This window comes from Sinorhizobium garamanticum, assembly GCF_029892065.1.
Classification (GTDB): domain Bacteria; phylum Pseudomonadota; class Alphaproteobacteria; order Rhizobiales; family Rhizobiaceae; genus Sinorhizobium; species Sinorhizobium garamanticum.
Map to the genome: position 1 here is coordinate 1,618,184 of NZ_CP120373.1, position 16,234 is coordinate 1,634,417.

Annotated in this window: 16 protein-coding genes; 3 read left to right on the forward strand and 13 right to left on the reverse strand. The window is 61.8% G+C overall.

The genetic code is table 11. The annotated features are described in order from the left end of the window. Positions 1 to 15: 15 nt before the first annotated feature. The 4 genes from PZN02_RS07535 to PZN02_RS07550 are packed head-to-tail and all read right to left on the reverse strand — an operon-like array spanning position 16 to position 3,576. Positions 16 to 882 (reverse strand): metal ABC transporter permease, encoded by an 867-nt coding sequence (locus PZN02_RS07535; RefSeq protein ID WP_280660966.1) that lies wholly within the window; start codon positions 880 to 882, stop codon positions 16 to 18. Then, on the reverse strand, positions 879 to 1,739 hold the full coding sequence (locus PZN02_RS07540) for a metal ABC transporter permease (protein ID WP_280660967.1): 861 nt from the start codon (positions 1,737 to 1,739) through the stop codon (positions 879 to 881). The genes PZN02_RS07535 and PZN02_RS07540 overlap by 4 nt, the downstream gene beginning before the upstream one ends. Then, complete coding sequence (locus PZN02_RS07545; RefSeq protein WP_280660968.1) at positions 1,736 to 2,674, reverse strand: manganese/iron ABC transporter ATP-binding protein; 939 nt, start codon at positions 2,672 to 2,674, stop codon at positions 1,736 to 1,738. Before PZN02_RS07545 ends, PZN02_RS07540 begins: the two co-directional genes overlap by 4 nt. Then, on the reverse strand, positions 2,671 to 3,576 hold the full coding sequence (locus PZN02_RS07550) for a metal ABC transporter substrate-binding protein (RefSeq protein ID WP_280660969.1): 906 nt from the start codon (positions 3,574 to 3,576) through the stop codon (positions 2,671 to 2,673). The genes PZN02_RS07545 and PZN02_RS07550 overlap by 4 nt, the downstream gene beginning before the upstream one ends. A gap of 134 nt (positions 3,577 to 3,710) precedes the next feature. On the opposite strand from PZN02_RS07550, the gene PZN02_RS07555 reads away from it, so the two are divergent. Further along, entirely contained in the window at positions 3,711 to 4,139 is a 429-nt protein-coding gene (locus tag PZN02_RS07555; RefSeq protein ID WP_153436669.1) for a Fur family transcriptional regulator, read from the forward strand. A gap of 6 nt (positions 4,140 to 4,145) precedes the next feature. On the opposite strand, the gene PZN02_RS07560 is transcribed toward PZN02_RS07555, so the two are convergent. The 9 genes from PZN02_RS07560 to PZN02_RS07600 all read right to left on the reverse strand — a co-directional run bounded on the left by PZN02_RS07560 (position 4,146) and on the right by PZN02_RS07600 (position 13,864). Next, positions 4,146 to 5,063 carry a DMT family transporter gene (locus PZN02_RS07560; RefSeq protein WP_280660970.1) on the reverse strand — a complete coding sequence of 306 codons (918 nt, stop codon included), beginning with the start codon at positions 5,061 to 5,063 and terminating at the stop codon, positions 4,146 to 4,148. A gap of 187 nt (positions 5,064 to 5,250) precedes the next feature. Beyond that, the gene (locus PZN02_RS07565; protein ID WP_280660971.1) at positions 5,251 to 6,975 is read right to left on the reverse strand and encodes an ABC transporter substrate-binding protein; all 1,725 of its coding nucleotides are present in this window, start codon (positions 6,973 to 6,975) and stop codon (positions 5,251 to 5,253) included. A gap of 80 nt (positions 6,976 to 7,055) precedes the next feature. Further along, a complete protein-coding gene (locus PZN02_RS07570; protein WP_280660972.1) occupies positions 7,056 to 7,475 on the reverse strand; it encodes a DUF2160 domain-containing protein in 420 nt (139 codons plus the stop codon). Further along, a complete protein-coding gene (locus PZN02_RS07575) occupies positions 7,475 to 8,299 on the reverse strand; it encodes a carbohydrate ABC transporter permease (protein ID WP_280660973.1) in 825 nt (274 codons plus the stop codon). The genes PZN02_RS07570 and PZN02_RS07575 overlap by 1 nt, the downstream gene beginning before the upstream one ends. Before the next feature lie 18 nt (positions 8,300 to 8,317). Continuing rightward, on the reverse strand, positions 8,318 to 9,184 hold the full coding sequence (locus PZN02_RS07580; RefSeq protein ID WP_280660974.1) for a carbohydrate ABC transporter permease: 867 nt from the start codon (positions 9,182 to 9,184) through the stop codon (positions 8,318 to 8,320). 3 nt (positions 9,185 to 9,187) lie between these two features. Further along, on the reverse strand, positions 9,188 to 10,258 hold the full coding sequence (locus PZN02_RS07585; protein ID WP_280660975.1) for an ABC transporter ATP-binding protein: 1,071 nt from the start codon (positions 10,256 to 10,258) through the stop codon (positions 9,188 to 9,190). 21 nt (positions 10,259 to 10,279) lie between these two features. Continuing rightward, on the reverse strand, positions 10,280 to 11,350 hold the full coding sequence (locus PZN02_RS07590; protein ID WP_280660976.1) for an ABC transporter ATP-binding protein: 1,071 nt from the start codon (positions 11,348 to 11,350) through the stop codon (positions 10,280 to 10,282). Positions 11,351 to 11,452: 102 nt separating this feature from the next. Next, positions 11,453 to 12,970: a glycerol-3-phosphate dehydrogenase gene (gene glpD / locus PZN02_RS07595; RefSeq protein ID WP_280660977.1), complete on the reverse strand. Its 1,518-nt coding sequence runs from the start codon at positions 12,968 to 12,970 to the stop codon at positions 11,453 to 11,455. A 129-nt stretch (positions 12,971 to 13,099) separates the two neighbouring features. Continuing rightward, a complete protein-coding gene (locus PZN02_RS07600; RefSeq protein WP_280660978.1) occupies positions 13,100 to 13,864 on the reverse strand; it encodes a DeoR/GlpR family DNA-binding transcription regulator in 765 nt (254 codons plus the stop codon). 270 nt (positions 13,865 to 14,134) lie between these two features. On the opposite strand from PZN02_RS07600, the gene PZN02_RS07605 reads away from it, so the two are divergent. Next, the gene (locus tag PZN02_RS07605; protein ID WP_280660979.1) at positions 14,135 to 14,905 is read left to right on the forward strand and encodes an SDR family NAD(P)-dependent oxidoreductase; all 771 of its coding nucleotides are present in this window, start codon (positions 14,135 to 14,137) and stop codon (positions 14,903 to 14,905) included. A gap of 159 nt (positions 14,906 to 15,064) precedes the next feature. Continuing rightward, on the forward strand, positions 15,065 to 15,997 hold the full coding sequence (locus PZN02_RS07610; RefSeq protein ID WP_280660980.1) for a LysR family transcriptional regulator: 933 nt from the start codon (positions 15,065 to 15,067) through the stop codon (positions 15,995 to 15,997). Positions 15,998 to 16,234 lie beyond the last annotated feature (237 nt).

Consider the following 16,234-nt stretch of genomic DNA (forward strand, 5'->3'; position numbering starts at 1 on the left):
TAACCTTGAAGGGCTCTAGTCATGAGAGCGCTGATGGTTTGAATTCAACGAGCCCGCCAGGCGTGCCGTCCTCCAGGTGGAATAGGCGAAGGCGGCGAGGAAGATCACCGTCATTAGCATCACGATGGTCGGCGCGGGAGCGCTGTCGATGAAGAAGGACAGGTAGACCCCGGCGAAAGAGGCGACGACGGCGACGAGCACCGCGACGATCAGCATGCCGCCGAATGTGCGCGTGAGCAGAAAGGCGATCGCGCCGGGCGCAATCAGCATCGCGATCGCGAGGATGAGGCCGACCGCCTTCAGTGCACCGACGATCGTCAGCGACAGGATCGCAAGCAGCCCGTAGTGCAGCCATCCGACCGGCAACCCGACGGCGCGCGCCTGGGCGGGATCGAAAGCGTGCAGCAGCAGGTCGCGCCACTTGAGCCCGAGAATGCCGGCGGCAACAAGCGCAATGATGCCCGTTTCCAGGATGTCGCCCCAGCCGATGCCGAGCATGTCGCCGAAAAGGATGTGGTCGAGATGCACATCGCTCTGGATCTTGGTGTAGAGCACCAGGCCGAAACCGAACATGCCGGAAAAGACGATGCCCATCACCGTGTCCTGCTTGATGCGGCTGTTTTCCTTGAGATAGCCGGTCAGGAGCGCGCAGCACATGCCGGCGGCAAAGGCGCCGACCGCGAGCGGCAGGCCGACGATGTAGGAAATGACGACGCCGGGAAAGACCGCGTGCGAGATTGCGTCGCCCATCAGCGACCAGCCCTTGAGGACGAGGAAACAGGAGAGCATCGCCGTCGGGATCGCGACCAGGACCGAGATCAGCAGCGCGTTGCGCATGAACTCGAATTCGAAAACGACGAGAAGCATGTCGAGCGACATCATCGTGCGACCTCCAGGGCCTCGGACACACGGCGGCGGGCGGCGATCAGCCCATGCTTCGGAGCGAAGATGAAGGCGAGAAGGAAGATCAGCGTCTGCAGCACGATGATGATGCCGCCGGTCGCGCCATCGAGAAAATAGCTTGCATAGGCGCCGACAAAGCTCGTGAGCGCGCCGATCGCCACGCTGATCGTGATCAGCTTCGGAAAGCGGTCGGTGAGCAGATAAGCGGTCGCCCCGGGCGTCACGACCATGGCAACGACGAGAAAGGCGCCGACGGTCTGAAGGGCGGCGACCGTAGAGGCCGAGAGCAGCGTGAAGAACAGCACCTTCAGGAAGGTCGTGTTGATGCCGATCGAACGGGCATGGCTCTCGTCGAAGAAGGTCACCATCAGGTCTTTCCATTTCGCGAAGAGGATTGCCAGCGAAGCGACGCCGATGATGGCGAGCTGCAGTGTGTCGGCCGGGGTGATGGCGAGGATATTGCCGAGCACGATCGTCTGGATGTTCACCGAGGTTGGCGACAGCGACACCATGAAAAGGCCGAGGCCGAAGAAGGAGGTGAAGATGAGGCCGATGATGGTGTCCTCCTTCAGCCGTGTGCGCTGGTTCAGGAACAGCATGGCGGCTGCGGCAAGCGCGCCGGAAAAGAAGGCGCCGAGCGAAAAAGGAAGCCCCAGCATGTAGGCACCGGCGACCCCGGGCACGATCGAGTGGGAAAGCGCGTCGCCGATCAGCGACCAGCCCTTGAGCATGAGATAGGCCGAGAGGAAGGCGCAGACCGCCCCGACGAGTGCGCTGACCCACATGGCGTTGAGCATGTAGCTGTAGGTGAAGGGTTCGGTGAGGGCCGCAATCATTTGTCGTCCGGTTCGGGCTCGGTTTCGGGCTTTGCCGGCTGCGGCACCATTTGCCCCTTCGCGCCGTACATGACGAGCGGCCGCTCGTCGTCGCTGATGACGGCAAGCTGGCGGGGATCGGCATCGTCGTGCAGGCTCTCGCCGCCGAGCACGAAATGACGCAGCACGCCGCCGAAGGCGAGTTCGAGATTGTCGCGGGTGAACGTGGTCGGCGTCGGTCCGTAGGCAAGCACAGTGTTCTTCAGGAGCACGGTGCGGTCGCAGAATTCCGGCACGCTGCCGAGATTGTGGGTGGAGACGAGCATCACCCGCCCCTCGTCGCGCAGGCCGATCAACAGGCGGATGATCGCATCCTCGGTCTTGACGTCGACGCCGGTAAAGGGCTCGTCGAGCAGGATGACGCGGCCGTCCTGCGCCAATGCCCGGGCGAGGAAAACGCGCTTCTTCTGGCCGCCGGAAAGCTCGCCGATCTGGCGTTTGCGGAAATCGCTCATGCCGACACGCGCAAGTGCGGCCTCGACCGCGTCATGATCCGCCTTCTTCGGGATCCGAAGCATGTTCATGTGGCCGTAACGGCCCATCATCACCACGTCCTCGACGAGAACCGGGAAGCTCCAGTCGACCTCCTCGGCCTGCGGCACATAGGCGACGAGATTTCTCTTCAGCGCCGCCGAGACGGAAAGGCCGAGGATCGAGATTTCGCCCTGCGCCAGCCGGACGAAACCCATGATCGCCTTGAACAGGGTCGACTTGCCGCTGCCGTTGACGCCGACGAGCCCGGTGATCGTGCCGGTCGGGATCTCGAAGGAGGCGTCGCGGAGCGCCCGGTGACCGGTGCGATAGGCCACCGTCGCGCCGCGGACACGGATGCCGCTGCCCTCGTCCGTTGATGCCGGCGGCGGCGGCGTGGCGCGCGCCTTTACCTGAAGGTTCATTGCGAAAGACCTTTCGCGATCGTTTCGGAGGTAACACGAAGCAGGTCGATATAGGTCGGCACCGGACCGTCTGCCTCGCTCAAGGAGTCGACATAAAGCACGCCACCATACTTCGCACCGGTTTCCCGCGCCACCTGTTCGGCCGGATCCGGCGAGATCGTGCTCTCTGAAAAGATCACTGGAATGTTGTTGGCACGCACCGCGTCGATCACCTTGCGCACCTGCTGCGGCGTGCCCTGCTGATCGGCATTGATCGGCCAGAGATAGAGTTCCTTCATGCCGAAGTCGCGGATCAGGTAGCTGAAGGCGCCCTCGCTCGAGACGAGCCAGCGCTTTTCCGCCGGGATCTTCTCGAGTTCGGCCCGGATCGGCGCGATGGCCGCCTCGATCTTCTGCTTATAGGCCTCGGCATTCGCCTTGTAGGTTTCGGCGTTCTGAGGGTCGAATTTCACGAAGGCGTCGCGGATGTTGTCGACATAGATCAGCGCTGCCGAGGGCGACATCCAGGCATGCGGGTTCGGCTTGCCGCTATAGGGTCCTTCCGCGATCCCCATCGGCTCGACCCCTTCGGAGACGACGACGCCCGGAATGTCGTCGAAGTTCTGGAAGAATTTTTCGAACCAGAGCTCCAGGTTCAGCCCGTTCCAGAGGATGAGTTTGGCATCGTGCGCTTTCAGGATGTCGCGTGGCGTCGGCTGGTAATTGTGGATCTCCGCGCCGGGCTTGGTGATCGATTCGACGATTGCCGCGTCGCCCGCGACATTCCGCGCCATGTCGGCAATGACCGTAAACGTGGTGACCGCCTTGAATTTTTCCTGGGCCAGCGCTGCGCCGGGAATGAAGGAAAAGGCGGCCGCCGCCGCTGCTGCCGCCAATATCATGCGCCTCGTGCAATCGATCATTCATCACTCCTCAGGACCAGCCTCGATGTAATCCGGCATTATGCGTAGGCGAATGACCTGCATAAGTCAATGCAAATGAGAACCATTTGCAACTAGCTATTTTCAAACAGGTCGCCCTTGGCTAGTGTCGGATGATGAGACAAAGCAAGAATCGGATCAAGGAACTGGAAGGAATCCTGCGGGATGGCGGCGTGCGCGTTACCCGCCAACGTGCTGCAATCCTTAAGATTCTGGCCGAGGCCGAGGATCATCCCGATGCCAGCGAATTGCACCGGCGCGCGAAGGAAATCGATGCGACGGTGTCGCTTTCGACCGTTTACCGGACGCTGTCGGCGCTGGAGCAGCAGGGGGTCGTACAGCGGCATGCCTTCGAGAACGCGACCGCTCGATTCGAGACGGCGGACGCCCCGCATCACGACCATCTGATCGACATCGATACGGGTGCTGTGATCGAGTTCCGCTCGGACAAGATCGAACAATTGCAGGCGGAGATCGCCGCCGAGCTCGGTTACGACCTGGTGCGCCACCGGCTGGAGCTTTATTGCCGGAAGCGCAAGGACTGACAGGGATCACCCCTTGGCTGCGGCCGCCGCCACGCGCTGCCGCGCCGGTATGGTCATGGCGACGACGCCGGTAATAACGCAGCAGAGGCCGATCCACGCAGTTGCCGGTAGAGTTTCGCCAAGGAACAGGACTCCGATGGCAACGCCGATCGGAACGCGTACATAGGCCTGTGCCGTCGTGCCGACGGATCCGAGCGTGTGGATCAGGCGGAAATAGATGACGAAGGCGAGTGCCGTCGAGAAGGCCGACAGGCAGACGAGCGCAATCAGCGATTCGGGCGAGGGGTTGAGCGTCCAGGGCCGATCGACGACCAGGCTCGTCGGGACGAGCAAAACCGCGCCGGCGAGAAGCGACCCCGCGGCGGGTATCATCGGATCCTGCCCCTTGAAATTCTTCCCGAAGATCGCCGCGCCCGCATAGCAAATGGTTGCAAGGACAACGGCAAGCTGCGGAACGAGCTGATCGCCGACGCCGCGAAAGGCTTCGAGCCCAATGATCAGGCTGATGCCGGTGAGCCCCGCAATGACGCCAACGAACTTGCGGGCGGTAACGGGCTCGTGCCGGGTGATCAGGGCCGTCAGAAGGAAGGCGAAGATGGGCGTGGTGGAATTGAGGATCACCGCCACACCGGCGTCGATCGTCCGCTCGGCCCAGGCGATCAGCGTGAACGGAAAGACGCTGTTGAGGCAGGCCTGGAACAGAAAGCGCCTCAAGGTGGCGGTGTCACGCGGCAACGAAAGGCCGCGCCATCCGATCACTGCCAGAAGAATTGCGCCGGCGAGCAGGGTGCGCGCGGCAATCAGCGTCACCGGCGGAATGGTTTCAACGCCGATCTTGATGAAGGTGTAGGAGGCGCCCCAGAGGCTGGCGAGGGCGAGAAGTAACAACAGTTCGAAGGCAATATTTGTCTTGGCGGCGACCATCGATCCAGTCCTTGAAGCGAGTTCATGCCGCTCTTCTAGCATCGTCGACAGATGGATGCTTCGATCCCGATCGAAATGTGATGCGTCTGCGGGATGCGAAAGCCGGAGCTGTTTCCAGCCCCGGCCCCCGCATCTCCAGACGTCGTGGTGCCGCCCGAAAATTCGGACGGCACCTGCCTTGGGAGGCTTAGTTCGTCTGCCAGCTCTTGACCAGTTCGTCATAGTTGACGGTGATCGGCTTTTCCTTCTCGTTCTCGACCTTCAACTGCGGAGCGAGGTTGCCAGCCTTGACGGCTTCCGCGTTCCAGAATTCGAGGTCGTGCTCTTCCGCCAGCTTCGGGCCGATGTCGCCCTGAACGCCGGCACGCTCGAGGCGCTGCAGCACCTTTTCCTGCTCGGCGCAGAGCGAGTCCATGGCTTCCTGGGCGGTCTTTGCGCCGGAGGAAGCATCGCCGATCGCCTGCCACCAGAGCTGGGCCAGCTTCGGATAGTCAGGCACGTTCGTGCCGGTCGGCGACCACTGCAGGCGGGCCGGCGAACGGTAGAACTCGATCAGGCCGCCGAGCTTCGGTGCACGCTCGGTGAAGCTCGGATGATCGAGCGTCGACTGGCGGATGAAGGTGAGACCGACATGGCTCTTCTTCACGTCCACCGTCTTGGAGGTTACGAACTGCGCGTAGAGCCAAGCGGCCTTGGCGCGGTCGTCCGGTGTCGACTTCAGGAGCGTCCAGGAGCCGGCATCCTGATAGCCAAGCTTCATGCCGTCCTTCCAGTAGACGCCGTGTGGGCTCGGGGCAAAACGCCACTTCGGGGTGCCGTCCTCGTTGACCACCGGCAGGCCTTGCTTCACGAAGTCCGCGGTGAACGCCGTGTAGGTGAACATCTGCTGCGCGATCTCACCCTGCGACGGAACCGGACCGGATTCCGAGAAGGTCATGCCCTGGGAAGCCGCCGGAGCGTAGGCCTTCATCCAATCGAGATACTTCTGGATCGCATAGACCGAGGCCGGGCCGTTGGTGTCACCGCCGCGTGCAACGCAGGATCCGACGGGGCGCGAGTTCTCGTCGACCCTGATGCCCCACTCGTCGACCGGCTTGCCGTTCGGGATGCCCTTGTCGCCGTTGCCGGCCATCGACAGCCAAGCGTCGGTGAAGCGCCAGCCAAGCGACGGGTCCTTCTTGCCGTAGTCCATGTGGCCATAGACCTTCTTGCCGTCGATCTCGCGGCCGGTGAAGAACTCGGCGATGTCCTCATAGGCCGACCAGTTGACCGGCACGCCGAGGTCGTAGCCGTACTTGGCCTTGAACTCTTCCTGGATCTTCGGATCGTTGAACCAGTCGTAGCGGAACCAGTAAAGGTTCGCGAACTGCTGGTCGGGAAGCTGGTAGAGCTTGCCGTCCGGGGCGGTGGTAAAGGACTTGCCGATGAAGTCGTCGATGTCGAGGTTCGGGTTGGTGACGTCCTTGCCCTCGTTCGCCATGAAGTCGGTCAGGCTGCGGGCCTGCTGGTATCGCCAATGGGTGCCGATCAGATCCGAGTCGTTGATATAGGCGTCATAGACGTTTTCGCCCGACTGCATCTGCGTCTGCAGCTTTTCGACGACGTCGCCTTCGCCGATCAGGTCGTGGGTGATCTTGATGCCGGTGATGTCGGAGAACGCCTTGGCAAGCGTCTTCGCTTCATATTCATGGGTGGTGATCGTTTCGGAGACGACCTTGATTTCCATGCCGGCAAAAGGCTTCGCCGCATCGACGAACCACTGCATTTCCGCTTCCTGGGCCGCGCGATCGAGCGACGAGAGGTCGCCGATTTCCTTATCCAGGAATGACTTTGCCTCATCCATGCCGGCATAGGCCGAGCCGGTGAGAGCCAGCAGCATTGCTGCCGTCGTCGTTAGAAGATGCCGTCGCATTAATTCCTCCCTTGGGTTTTGCGATTGCAGTTCATTGCAGTCTCGAGGGGCGCGCCGTCGATGCGCCCCTCATTCCGTTCTCAGACGTAGCGGAAGACGCCGATGGCATAGACCACAGAGAGCGCGACCGCCCACCAGAGGTTTGTGCCGACGAGCCCCAGCCAGCCGAGTTGAATGAAGGCGGATCCGAGCAGCGAGACGAAGAGCCGGTCGCCGCGCGTCGTTTCGAAGCGCAGGATGCCGACGCGCGGATTGCCTCCGGGCCGGGCATATTCCCAGACGGCCATCAGCGACAGAAGCGCGAAGATCGTCAGAAAGAACATGGCGGTCGGGAAGGACCAGGCCATCCAGCCGCCGGGGATCAGCGGGGCGAACCAGTCGCGCTCGCCGTCCTTGACCGGCAGGGTAGAAACGAGCAGGCCCGCAACTGCGACATAGACGACGAGCACGGCGACAAGTGCGACGGGCCAGCGGTTCTTGCGTGTGGCGATGGCTTCCATCAGACCCTCCCCAGGGCGAAGCCCTTGGCGATGTAGTTGCGAACGAAATAGATGACGAGTGCGCCGGGGATAATCGTCAGCACGCCTGCGGCGGCAAGCACGCCCCAGTCGAGACCGGACGCCGAGACTGTGCGGGTCATGGTGGCGGCGATCGGCTTGGCATCGGTGGTCGTGAGCGTGCGGGCGATCAGGAGTTCGACCCAGGAGAACATGAAGCAGAAGAAGGCGGCAACGCCGATGCCGGATGCGATCAGCGGCACGAAGATTTTTACGAAGAAGCGCGGGAAGGAGTAGCCGTCGATATAGGCCGTCTCGTCGATCTCCTTCGGCACGCCGGACATGAAGCCTTCGAGAATCCAGACCGCCAGCGGCACGTTGAAGAGGCAGTGCGCGATGGCGACCGCGATATGCGTGTCGATCAGGCCGAAGGCGGAATAGAGCTGGAAGAAGGGCAGCGCGAAAACGGCTGGCGGCGCCATCCGGTTCGTCAGCAGCCAGAAGAACAGATGCTTGTCGCCGAGGAAGCGGTAGCGCGAAAAGGCGTAGGCCGCCGGCAGCGCCACGGTGACCGAGATCACCGTGTTCATCACGACATAGGTGATCGAGTTGATGTAGCCGTTGTACCAGGAGGGATCGGTGAAGATCACCGTGTAATTGCGGAGCGTCGGATTCTGCGGCCACAGCGAAAAGGTGCTGAGGATTTCGCTTGTCTCCTTGAAGCTCATATTGACCAGCCAGTAGATCGGCAGGAGCAGGAAGATAATGTAGATCGTCGGCACCAGCCAGGAGAGGCGTTGCGACATCGGTTGCTTTTGAGTCTTCATAATGTCCTCCCTCCCTTCTCAGCCTTGCGCGTCACTGGTGGTCATCACCGTGTAGAAGATCCACGAGAGCAGCAGGATGATGAGGAAGTAGATGATCGAGAGGGCCGCGGCCGGGCCGAGGTCGAACTGGCCGATCGCCATCTTGACGAGATCGATCGACAGGAAGGTCGTCGAATTGCCAGGTCCACCGCCGGTGACGACGAAAGGCTCCGTGTAGATCATGAAACTGTCCATGAAGCGCAGCAGGAAGGCGATCAAGAGCACGCGCTTCATTTTCGGAAGCTGGATGTAGCGGAAGACGGACCAGCGCGAGGCGCCGTCGATCTTGGCCGCCTGGTAGTAGGCGTCGGGGATCGAGACGAGGCCGGCATAGCACAAGAGCACGACAAGGCTCGTCCAGTGCCAGACGTCCATAATGATCAGCGTGACCCAGGCATCGAGCGGGTTCTGCACATAGTTGTAGTTGATGCCAAGCGATGCGAGGGTGCGTCCGAGCAGGCCGATGTCGACGCGTCCGAAGACCTGCCAGATAGTGCCGACCACGTTCCACGGAATGAGCAGCGGCAGCGCCATCAGGACGAGGCAGATCGGCACGCCGATGCCCTTCTTCGGCATGTTGAGTGCGATCACGATGCCGAGCGGAATCTCGATCGTCAGGATGATCGCCGAGAAGATCAGGTTGCGGATCAGCGCATCCCAGAAGCGGTCGGATTCGAGTGTCTCCACGAACCAGTCGGTGCCGGCCCAGAAGAACTCGTTGTTGCCGAAGGTGTCCTGCACTGAATAGTTGACGACCGTCATCAGCGGGATCACGGCGGAGAAGGCGACGAGCACCAACACCGGCAGGACCATGAACCAGGCCTTGTTGTTCCAGGTCTTTTCCATGGGTCAGGCCTCCTCTCCGACGCGCCAGGAATCGGCGTAGATATTGATTGCCTTCGGATCGAAGGCGACACGCGGCTCGGCGGGAATTTCGTCGTCCTCGTCGAGCACGATCGAGATCGGCAGGTCGGCGAAACGCGCCCGGACGATCTTGCGGCGGCCGATGTCTTCGACCTTGGTGATCGCGACGGGCATGCCTTCGCGTCCGAGCGAAACGAATTCCGGACGGATGCCGAGCTCAGTCTTGGCGCCGGACTTGATCTTCGGCAGGAAATTGAGCGCGATGTTCTCGCTGCCGATCGCGGCCGTGTTGCCGGCGATCTTCGCCGGCAACACGTTCATGCCTGGCGACCCGATGAAATAGCCGACGAAGGTATGGCGCGGCCGTTCGAAGAGTTCGGCCGGCGTGCCAATCTGGACGATCTGGCCGTCGTACATGACGACGACCTTGTCGGCGAAGGTCAGCGCCTCGGTCTGGTCATGCGTCACATAGACCATGGTGAAGCTGAACTGCTTGTGCAGCCGCTTGATCTGCGAACGCAGCACCCATTTCATTTCGGGATCGATCACGGTCAGCGGTTCATCGAAGAGGATGGCGCTGACATCGGAACGAACGAGGCCGCGGCCGAGCGAGATCTTCTGCTTCTGGTCGGCGGTCAATCCGCGCGCGGTCTTCTTCGCCCAGCCGCCGAGACCGGTCATCTCGATGATTTCCTTGACGCGGCGGTCGACTTCGGCTTCCGGCACGTGCCGGTTGCGCAGCGGGAAGGCGAGATTGTCATAGACCGTCATCGTGTCGTAGATCACCGGGAACTGGAACACCTGGGCGATGTTGCGTTCCTGGGTGGAGAAATGCGTCACGTCCCGGCCATCGAAGAGGATGCGGCCTTCCGACGGGTTGATGAGGCCGGAAATGATGTTGAGCAGCGTGGTCTTGCCGCAGCCGGAAGGGCCGAGCAGCGCATAGGCGCCGCCGTCGTTCCATTCGTGATGCACTTCCCTCAGCGCGTAGTCGGCTTCCGACTTCGGCTTGGCGCCGTAGGCGTGGCGGATATGTTCTAGATTGATGCGTGCCATGGTTTCCTCCCAGCGCCTCCCTCAGGCCGTGCCGCCGATCGCGCGACCGTCCGGCCCGAAGACCATCAGGTGGCGTATATCGACAAAGACCTTAAGAACCGCGTCCGGTTCGATGTCGTGAACGCCGGGCGCGAGCATGACCCAGCGCGCGCCGGCGAAACCGACGTGAATGAAGCTCTCCGAGCCTGCGATCTCGGAAATTGCCGTCTTGACGGTAAGCGCGTTGCCGCTGCCGTTTGGCGGATCGAAAGAAAGGTGGTGCGGCTGGAAGGCGACCGTGCAGGGACCGTCGGGAACGGCCGAAAGGTGGGCCGGGACGGTAAGCACGGGCTTCCCATCGAGCGTGAAATCCGCTCCCGTCTTCACGAGCTCGATCGTATTCAGCGGCGGATCGGCGAAGGTGCGCGCGGTGACGATGTCGACCGGGCGGCGATAGACATCGATGGTGCGGCCGAACTGGGTGATGCGGCCCTCGCTCATGGTCGCGGTATTGCCGCCGAGCAGCAAGGCCTCGGACGGCTCCGTCGTCGCATAGACGAAGATTGCGCCGGAAGCGGCGAAGATCTTGGGCAATTCCTCGCGCAGTTCCTCGCGCAGCTTGTAGTCGAGATTGGCGAGCGGTTCGTCGAGCAGCACCAGATCGGCGTTCTTGACGATCGCACGCGCAAGCGCGGTGCGCTGCTGCTGGCCGCCGGAAAGGTTCAAGGGGGTGCGGTCGAGATAGGGTGTGAGCTTCAGGAGTTCGGCCGCCTTGCGCACTTCCCGATCGACGGTTGCGCTATCGGCGCCCTTGATGCGCATTGGCGAGGCGATGTTGTCGTAGACCGTCATCGCCGGATAGTTGATGAACTGCTGGTAGACCATGGCGACAGAGCGTTGCTGCACCGGCAGGCCGGTGACGTCGGCGCCATCGAAGCGAAGCGAGCCGGAGGCGGGCTTGTCGAGACCGGCCATCAGCCGCATCAGCGACGTCTTGCCGGAGAGGGTGGGGCCGAGCAGCACATTGAGCGACCCCCTCTCCAGCACAAGGTCGGTCGGGTGGATATGCGTCTCCCCGCCCACGACCTTGGATATGTTCTTCATTTCAAGCATCGAATTCTCCGGTGTTCCACCCAGCCATCGGCAGTCTCAATTGCAGGGTATCAGAGCGGGATGAGAAAAAGGGTTTTCGTTTTTCCGCCCGCATATCGTGATCTAGGCGGCAGCGTTGGCCGCGCCCTGCATATATTCCTCCAGCTCCGCGGCCTCCGCTGGCGAGAGCTTCAGTCCCAGTTTCGTACGGCGCCACAGCACGTCCTCCGCGCGCCGCGCCCATTCCTGCTCGATCAGCCAATTGACTTCGGTTTCGTAAAGGTCTGCTCCGAAACGTCTTCCGAGGTCGGCCTCCTTCGCCGCCTTGCCGAGAAGCCGGGCCGCCCGCGTGCCGTAGAGCCGCACGAGCCGGCGCGCGTGTGAATTGGCGAGAAAAGGGTAGCGCGCCTTGAGGCTGGCGACCTCGGCGTCGTAGCCGGCAGCGGGAAAATCGCCGCCCGGCAGGCTCGACCCGGCTGTCCATTTCCGGCCCTTGGCCCCGATCGCCTCGCCGATTTTTTCCAGCGCGGACTCACTCAGCCGCCGATAGGTTGTGAGCTTGCCGCCGAAGACGTTCAAGAGCGGCGCCTGGCCGTTCTGGCCTTCGACGCGCAGCACGTAATCGCGGGTCGCCTCCTGGGCCTTGCTGGCGCCGTCGTCGAACAGCGGTCGCACTGCCGAATAGGTCCAGACGATTTCGTCGCGCGTTACAGGATCAGTGAAATATTCGCTCGCCGCCTTGCAGAGATAGTCGATCTCGGCGTCGTTGATGCGCGCACCAGCGGGATCACCAATGAAATCGTGGTCCGTCGTTCCGATCAGCGTGAAATCGTTCTCGTAGGGAATGGCGAAGATGATCCGCCCGTCCGGGTTCTGGAAGAAATAGGCGCGCGGATCGTCAAACTTCTTGTTCACGACGATATGGCTGCCCTGCACGAGGCGGACATTGTGCACGTCGTTCTTGCCGATCGCGTCGGCGAGCACCCGATCCACCCAAGGACCGGTGGCGTTAACGAGCATGCGGGCACGCAGGGCTCCGCGCGCCCCGGTCACCATATTTTCCGTTTCGATTGCCCAGTGCCCGTCGTTGCGGCGTGCGGAGACAACCCGGGTGCGCGGCATGACCCGTGCGCCGCGATCGGCCGCGTCGCGAGCGTTCAGCACCACCAGGCGCGCATCGTTGACCCAGCCGTCGGAATATTCGAATGCCTTGGTGAAAAGCCGCTTCAGTGGCAATCCCGCCGGGTCGCGGGTCATGTCTAGCGTGCGGGTCGGGGGCAACAGCTTGCGGCCGCCGATATGATCATAGAGAAACAGGCCGAGGCGGATGAGCCAGGCGGGGCGCATGCCGCCCTTGTGGAAGGGCAGGACGAATCGCATCGGCCAGATGACGTGCGGCGCCATCGCCCACAATATCTCGCGCTCCATCAGCGCCTCGCGGACCAGGCGGAACTCATAATATTCGAGATAGCGCAGACCGCCGTGGATAAGCTTGGTGGAGCCGGACGATGTGCCGGAGGCGAAATCCTTCATTTCGGCCAGCGCGACGGAATAACCCCGACCGACCGCATCACGCGCAATGCCGCATCCGTTGATGCCGCCGCCTATGACGAAGACGTCGAAGATCGTCTGCTCTGACACTGTATTTCCCCTCCGCATTTCGCAATGCACAAATTGATGCGGCTGCGAAAGTGAAATCAGTTAAAACGAAAATATATCGAATGTCAAACGAATGTTTCCCGATGCCACAGGCGCGCAAAGCGTCCCGAGTCAGGCATCGGTCTCGATCAGCCGAACGTCCTGCTCGGCACATATTTTCCGAACGTTTTCAATGATGCAGTGGTCGGTGATGAAAGTCTGGACCTGGGAGATGTGGCCGATCCGGACCGGAGCGGTTCGTTCGAATTTCGTGGAGTCCGAAACGAGAATGACGTGCCGCGCATTTGCGATGATCGCCTGGGCGACTTTCACTTCCCGGTAATCGAAATCGAGAAGTGCGCCATCGTGGTCGATCGCCGAGGCGCCGATGACGGCGAAATCCACCTTGAACTGCTTGATGAAGTCGACAGCGGCCTCGCCGACGATGCCGCCGTCGGAACCGCGCACGACACCACCCGCGATCACCACCTCGATCGAGGGGAATACGCGCAACCTGTTGGCAACATTGATGTTGTTGGTGATGACCATCAATTCCTTGTGGTCGAGCAGCGCTTCTCCCACCGCTTCGGTAGTGGTGCCGATATTGATGAAGAGCGAGGCGTTGTCGGGGATGAGCGCGGCGGCGGCACGGCCAATCGCCTGCTTTTCGGTCGCGGCGATCTGGCGGCGCGCGTCGTATTTGACGTTTTCCTTGCCGCTCGGGAAGATCGCACCCCCGTGAATGCGGTTCAGCACCCTTGCATCGCAGAGATCATTGAGATCCTTGCGGATCGTTTGTGGCGTCACCGAAAAGCGCTGGGCAAGCTCCTCGACGAGCACGCGCCCCTCTGTTTTTGCCAGGTCCAGGATTTCCGCTTGCCGCCCGCTGAGATACATTCCCGCTCCCTCGGTTTCGTTTTTTTTCATAATATGCAAAAACGAAAGCGTTGCAATTTCAGAAGTCGGCGTTTTTTGCGCGACGCTGGTTTCGCGGCAATCGCTGACGCGCCCATGTTGCAATCCGGCGGTGGATGGGCGAGCCTGTTGGTCTGTCAGGGCAGGGGACGAGACGTTGGGCGCTTTTTCTCCCGCATTCTGCTCCAGCTTTATGACTGTTGATCGGCGCTTGTGGTCCGGACTGGGATCGTGGGGTTAGAGGGGGAAGGCATGTTTCATCCGGCCTTGTTCAAGGGCATGAACGTGGTGGTGACCGGCGGTGGCCGGGGTATCGGGCTGGAGGTTGCGCGGCAATTTCTCGATTGTGGCGCGCATGTCCTCGTCCACATGGGCAGGACGGTCGCCCGCGAGCGTCACGATTTTCTCGAATTGGCCGCAACCGAGGGCAGGGCGTTTCTTTGTGCCGCCGATTTTCTTGTGGCTGGCGGCGTCGAAAGCCTGGCGGATGCCGTCCGGGAGCGGTTCGACAGTGTCGATGTTCTCATCAACAATGCCGGCACGATGGTCGGGCGCTTCCCTGCCGCAGACCTGACTGACGACGACTATCGCACGGTCGTGCAGCTCAATCAGACGTCGGTCGTCGAGATGACGCGGGCAATGCTGCCGCTCTTGCGCAAGGGCACCCATCCCGCGATCGTCAACACCGTGTCGATCTCCGCCTCGACCGGCGGCAGCGCCGGCTCGTCGATCTACTCCGCCACCAAGGCCTTCGTCGCGACCTATTCGAAGGCACTGGCACGCGAGCTGGCGCCGGAGGGCATCCGCGTCAATTGCGTCTCGCCGGGAACGATCGCGACCGACTTCCACGAACGCTACTCGTCGCCGGAGAAACTCGAGGCAACGCGCAAGACGATCCCGCTCGGCCGGCTCGGCACCGCCGAGGATTGCGCGCCGGCCTATCTCTTCCTCGCTTCGCACGCCCTTTCAGGCTATATCACCGGCCAGGTGCTGGAGGTGAATGGGGGCCAGCTTATCTGCTAAGCGGGAATGATGGATGAAGTGTTCCTTCCCCTCATCCGCCTGCCAGCACCTTCTCCCCGCAAGCGTGGAGAAGGGGACTCGCGGCGGCGTCTCAGTCCCCTCTCCCCGCGGGGGCGAGGGTAAGGGGCAGGTCCAATCATCGCGACCTAAAGGCCAGGCATGATCGACAAGCTGGAGTTCTTTCTCGCACTTGCCCGCCAACGGCATTTCGGCCGGGCGGCGGAGGAGTGCGGCGTCACGCAGCCGACGCTGTCGGCGGCGATTCGCCAGCTCGAGGACCAGCTCGGCGTCATGCTCGTCAATCGCGGATCGCGTTACCAGGGTCTGACGCCGGAGGGTCAGCGGGTGCTCGAATGGGCGCGGCGGATCGTCAGCGACACCCGCACCATGCGCGAGGAGATGCGCGCGGCACGTAAAGGCCTGTCGGGACATATCCGGCTGGCCGCGATCCCGACGACGCTTGCCATGGTGCCGATGATCACCGCGCCGTTTCAGGAAAAGCATCCGGACGTGACGTTTTCGGTGCTTTCGACGACGTCGCTGCAGATCCTGACTCTTCTGGAAAACCTCGAGATCGACGCAGGCTTGACCTATCTGGAGAACGAGCCGCTCGGCCGCGTGACCACCGTGCCGCTGCAAATCGAGCAATATCATCTGGTTACCGCCTCCGGCACGCCGCTATCGGATCGCAAAAGCGTGACTTGGAAGGAAGTCAGCAACGTTCGGCTTTGTCTATTGACCGCCGATATGCAGAACCGCCGTATCATCAATCAGCATTTTGCCGAAGCCGGCGCCATCCCTAGCCCGACACTCGAATCGAATTCGATGATTGTGCTCTTCTCTCACGTGCGCACTGGCCGCTGGGCGAGCATCATGCCCTATAACGTCGCGAAATCATTCGGTTTTCACGAAGATATCCGGATGATCCCGATCGTCGATCCGGATGTCCATCACACGGTCGGCCTGGTCGCCACCTACCGCGAGCCCTTCACGCCGCTGGTCTCCGCGCTCCTGCACGAGGCCCGTATTCTGGGCGAGCGCAACAAGGCCCTAGATCACGTTCATGCGCACGAACGCGGTCAATTTCAATAAGTTGATGCGGGAGCGGGGGGGGGGCGGGAAACCGCATTGCGCCTCGCTTGATCTGCATCGATAGATTTTTTCTATCGATCAACGGAACAGCATTATTGACCCCTCCGGCCTTACGCGCGAAGCTTAACGGGCAGAGATCGACGAGGCTCCGGTCTCTGCCGAAACATAACACATTCGGTGCGGCAGCGGTCGGGCGGAGGGCCTGATCGTAGGGCGCCCACGAGCCGGGAGGGCTCT

Bases quoted from the DNA above. Each gene is read 5' to 3' on its own strand.
- PZN02_RS07570 (WP_280660972.1), bottom strand. From the start codon at position 7,475: ATGGAAGCCATCGCCACACGCAAGAACCGCTGGCCCGTCGCACTTGTC.
- PZN02_RS07610 (WP_280660980.1), top strand. From the start codon at position 15,065: ATGATCGACAAGCTGGAGTTCTTTCTCGCACTTGCCCGCCAACGGCAT.
- PZN02_RS07560 (WP_280660970.1), bottom strand. From the start codon at position 5,063: ATGGTCGCCGCCAAGACAAATATTGCCTTCGAACTGTTGTTACTTCTC.
- PZN02_RS07550 (WP_280660969.1), bottom strand. From the start codon at position 3,576: ATGATCGATTGCACGAGGCGCATGATATTGGCGGCAGCAGCGGCGGCG.
- PZN02_RS07535 (WP_280660966.1), bottom strand. From the start codon at position 882: ATGATGTCGCTCGACATGCTTCTCGTCGTTTTCGAATTCGAGTTCATG.
- PZN02_RS07580 (WP_280660974.1), bottom strand. From the start codon at position 9,184: ATGGAAAAGACCTGGAACAACAAGGCCTGGTTCATGGTCCTGCCGGTG.
- PZN02_RS07565 (WP_280660971.1), bottom strand. From the start codon at position 6,975: ATGCGACGGCATCTTCTAACGACGACGGCAGCAATGCTGCTGGCTCTC.
- PZN02_RS07555 (WP_153436669.1), top strand. From the start codon at position 3,711: ATGAGACAAAGCAAGAATCGGATCAAGGAACTGGAAGGAATCCTGCGG.
- PZN02_RS07575 (WP_280660973.1), bottom strand. From the start codon at position 8,299: ATGAAGACTCAAAAGCAACCGATGTCGCAACGCCTCTCCTGGCTGGTG.
- PZN02_RS07545 (WP_280660968.1), bottom strand. From the start codon at position 2,674: ATGAACCTTCAGGTAAAGGCGCGCGCCACGCCGCCGCCGCCGGCATCA.
- PZN02_RS07590 (WP_280660976.1), bottom strand. From the start codon at position 11,350: ATGCTTGAAATGAAGAACATATCCAAGGTCGTGGGCGGGGAGACGCAT.
- PZN02_RS07605 (WP_280660979.1), top strand. From the start codon at position 14,135: ATGTTTCATCCGGCCTTGTTCAAGGGCATGAACGTGGTGGTGACCGGC.
- PZN02_RS07540 (WP_280660967.1), bottom strand. From the start codon at position 1,739: ATGATTGCGGCCCTCACCGAACCCTTCACCTACAGCTACATGCTCAAC.
- PZN02_RS07585 (WP_280660975.1), bottom strand. From the start codon at position 10,258: ATGGCACGCATCAATCTAGAACATATCCGCCACGCCTACGGCGCCAAG.
- PZN02_RS07600 (WP_280660978.1), bottom strand. From the start codon at position 13,864: ATGTATCTCAGCGGGCGGCAAGCGGAAATCCTGGACCTGGCAAAAACA.